Here is a 4123-nt window from a genome sequence, read left to right as displayed (position 1 = left end):
CGGGTTGTGGGGTGGAGCTGCTGCGTGAGCAGGCGGCTTGGCCGGAGCGGGGGCGGCCGCGGCGTGCGGGTGTCTCCTCGTTCGGGATCAGTGGCACCAACACCCACGTCATCCTCGAACAGGCACCTGAGACAGCCGAGTTGAAGGACCGGGCGGCGCCGATACGGCCCGCCCCTCCGGTCCTGCTGTCCGGCAACACCCCAGCCGCTCTGCGCCGCCAGGCCGAGGCGCTCGCCGAGCACCTGCGAGACCACCCCGACACCGCTCCCACCGACCTCGCGGCCGCCTTCGTCCGGCGCGCCCGCCTCGACCACGGCGCCGCCGTGCGGGCGGACGACCCCGCCACGCTGGCCGAAGCGCTGCGCGCCGTCGCCGACGGCGAGGGCCACGACACCGTCGTCACCGGGGAGAACGTCCCTGGCAGAACGGTCTTCGTATTTCCCGGCCAGGGGTCCCAGTGGGTCGGTATGGCGCGCGAACTACTCGAATCCAGTCCGGTGTTCCGTACCGAGATCGAGGCCTGTGCCGAGGCCTTCGCCGAGCACACCGACTGGTCCCTGCTCGCCGTGCTGCGCGGCGAACCCGACGCCCCCGCCCTGGAGCGGGTCGACGTCGTGCAGCCGGTGCTCTTCGCGATGATGGTGTCCCTCGCCGCCCTGTGGCGGGCCGCGGGGGTGGTGCCCGACGCGGTGGTCGGCCACTCCCAGGGTGAGATCGCAGCCGCGCACGTCGCCGGCGCCCTGACCTTGCGTGATGCCGCGAAACTCGTCACCCTGCGCAGCCGAGCCCTGATGGACATCACGGGGGACGGCGGCATGGTGTCCGTCGCCTTGGGTGCCGACGAACTCGCCCCCGTTCTGCGGCGCCGACCGGACGAACTGGAGATCGCGGTGCGCAACGGGCCGCGCGCCACCGTCGTCGCGGGCAGCGCGCCCGCCCTCGCCGAACTTATGGACTGGTGCGAGAACCAAGGGATACGCGCCCGACGTATCCCCGTCGACTACGCCTCGCACACGCGGTACGTCGAGCCCTTGCAAGACCGTCTGATCGCGATCGGTGCCACGCTCGAACCGAGCCGGGCCACGACTGCGTACTACTCCGCCGTGACCGGGGGCCCCGTCGCCGCGGACACCCTCGACGCCGGGTACTGGTACCGCAATCTGCGACAGACCGTGCGCTTCGAGGACGCGGTCAACGGACTCGTGAACGCCGGACACCGGCGGTTCATCGAGATCAGCCCCCATCCCGTTCTCACGCTCGCCGTGGAGGAGATCCTCGCCGCGCGCGGACTGACCGCCTTCACCGGCGGCACCCTGCGCCGCGATCACGGAGGCCAGGCGGCGTTCCATCGAGCCCTGTCGGCCGCGCATCTCGGCGGCATACCTGTCTCCTGGGACGCGCCCGCCACCCCGCCGGAGCTGCCGCACACCTACCGATTCGCCCCCGACCGCTACTGGCTCGCTCCCGCCGGCGGCCGCGCCGACGCCTCCCGCCTGGGCCTTGCCACAGCGGCCCACCCGTTGCTCGGTGCGAGGGTCGCGCTGGCCGACGGCGGCGTCCTGTTCACCGGACGGCTCGACCTCGGCACCCAGTCGTGGCTCGTTGACCACAGCGTCTTCGGCACGACCCTGGTCCCCGGCACGGTCTTCGCCGAACTGGCCATTCACGCGGGCGCCGCCGTCGGCTGCCCCGAGGTGCGGGAACTGACCGTACGCGCCCCTCTCGTGCCCGGCACCGACCGGCCCACCCAGTTCCAGGTCCGTGTCGCCAAGGGCGACGAAGCCGGCGGGCGCGCCCTCTTCGTCCACGGGCGGACCAGCGACAACGACCCCTGGACGCTGCACGCGGAGGCGGTTCTCCAAACCGACACCTCGAACGGTCCGTCCCCGGCACCGTTCTCCTGGCCGCCCGCCGACGCCGAGCCCGTCGCCCTGGATGACGTGTACGAGGGGCTCTACCGGCTCGGCTACGACTACGGACCCACCTTCCAGGGGCTAGTGGCCGCCCGACGCACCGCCGACGGCACCCTGTACGCCGAACTGGCCGCAGCCGAGGGCACCGAGAATGCCGAGGACCAGAACAGCGAGGAGTTCGGGATCCATCCCGCGCTGCTCGACGCGGCCCTCCATCCGGTCGTGGCCGGACTCGTCGGCGCCGTCCCGCCCGACCCGGAACGGCCGCTGCTGCCCTTCGCCTTCGAAGGCCTGCGCCTCACCGCCTCAGCCGTCGGAGCGAGGCGGCTGAGGGTCCGTATCGAGCCACTCGCCGACGCCCGCTTCCGCTTCACGCTCGCCGACGAGAGCGGCATACCGGTCGCGGAGATCGACTCGTTGGCCTTCCGGTCCGTGGCGCGCTCCGAACTCGCAGGCGCCCTGGTGACCGCGACGGCCCACCACATCGCATGGCACGAGCTCCCCACCGGCGGGGAGGCTGCCAAGACCCTGCTCGTGCTGTCCGGCCTCGGCGACACCGCGCTCGTCACCCATGCCGAAACGGTGTCCACCCCCGACGAGCTGCTGCACGGACGAACCCTCCCCGACGCGGTCCTCGTCCCCGTCGGGGGCACGGGCGTGGACGCCGCCGACACCCTCGGGCAGGCTCACGAACGGTCCGCAGCCGTTCTCGCCCTTCTCCAGCACTGGCTCGGAATTCCGGAGCTGGAGAACGTCCCTCTGCGCATCGTGATCCGTCCGGACGACCTGGCATCCGCCCCCGTACGCGGCATCCTGCGCACCGCGGCCGCCGAGCATCCGGGCCGCTTCGCTTTCGTCGAGACCGACCGCCCCGCTCCGGCCGCCCTGCTCGTCGGCGACCACGGCGAGCCGGAATCCGCCGTACGCGAGGGCCGCGTCCACGTTCCCCGGCTCGAGGTGCACGATCTCCCCGCGCACCCGGCGCCCGAGTGGGGCGGTGACGGAACCGTGCTGATCACCGGCGGCACCGGAACTCTGGGAGCTCTGGTCGCCCGCCGCCTCGCGGGGCAGCCACGGCCTCCGCATCTGCTGCTCGTCAGCCGTACGGGTCCGGACGCGCCCGGCGCGGCCGAGCTGACCGCCGCACTACGCGCGGGGGGTGCCGAGGTGACCGTGACAGCCTGCGACGTCACCGACCGGGACGCCCTGGAGCGCGTCCTCGCCGCGATCCCGCCCGACCGCCCGCTCCGCACGGTCGTGCACACCGCGGGCGTACTCGCTGACGCCACCGTCGCCGAGATGACCCCCGAGCAGCTGTCCGTCGCATTGCGGCCCAAGGCGGACGCGGCCTGGCTGCTGCACGAGCTCACCGTGGACCTGCCTCTCGACGGGTTCGTGCTGTTCTCCTCGGCCGTGGCCACAACCGGTGTGCCGGGCCAGGCCAACTACGCCGCCGCCAACGCATTCCTCGACGCCCTCGCCGTACACCGCCGGGCTCTCGGCCTGCCCGCCACCTCCCTGGCCTGGGGCCTGTGGGAGGAGCCCGGCGCCATGACCGGCCACCTCGGCGTCAGCGACCGGACCCGCCTCGCCCGATACGGCGTCGGGCCGGTCGCGACGGACCAGGGCCTCGACGCCCTGGTCCGGGCGGTACTGCCGCACACTGTGGTGTCGCCGTTCGACGAGACCGTTCTCCGGGGCGAAGCCGCCGCTGGTCAGCTCCGCCCCTTGTTCTCCGAGTTGGTGGCGATTCCGAAGGCGGTGCGCCGGGTCTCCGGCGCCGGCGCGAGGTGGCCGGAGCGGCTTGCCTCCGTCCCCGCGCACGAAGGCCTGCGCACGATCACCGGACTCCTGCGGGAACAGGTGGCTCTCGTCCTCGGACACGGCGAAGTGGACGGCATCGGCGCCGGACGGCCCTTCAAGGAACTCGGCTTCGACTCGCTGACCGCCGTCGAACTCCGCAACCGCCTGCGGGGGCTCACCGGCCTCGCTCTGCCCGCCACCGTGGTCTTCGAGTTCCCCACCGTCACCGCGCTGGCCGGACATCTGCACGCCGCGCTCACCGAGCACGACACGAAGGACACTCCGGTCACGCGGCAGCGGGCGGTGGACGACGACCCCGTGGTGATCGTGGGCATGGGGTGCCGTTTCCCCGGTGGTGTGACCTCGCCCGAGGATCTGTGGCGGTTGGTGGCCGATGGCACGGACGC

General features: G+C 72.8%; 1 protein-coding gene. It reads left to right on the top strand.

Going from position 1 to position 4123, the window contains the following annotated elements:
- Positions 1-4123: SDR family NAD(P)-dependent oxidoreductase (locus tag ACTWQR_RS55330; protein ID WP_443234948.1), on the top strand; the 4123-nt coding region annotated here is incomplete at both ends.

The organism is Streptomyces sp. 2A115 (genome assembly GCF_052245575.1).
Classification (GTDB): domain Bacteria; phylum Actinomycetota; class Actinomycetes; order Streptomycetales; family Streptomycetaceae; genus Streptomyces.
Note: the sequence above shows the minus strand (reverse complement) of the source record. Positions and strands in the feature narration are given on the sequence as shown.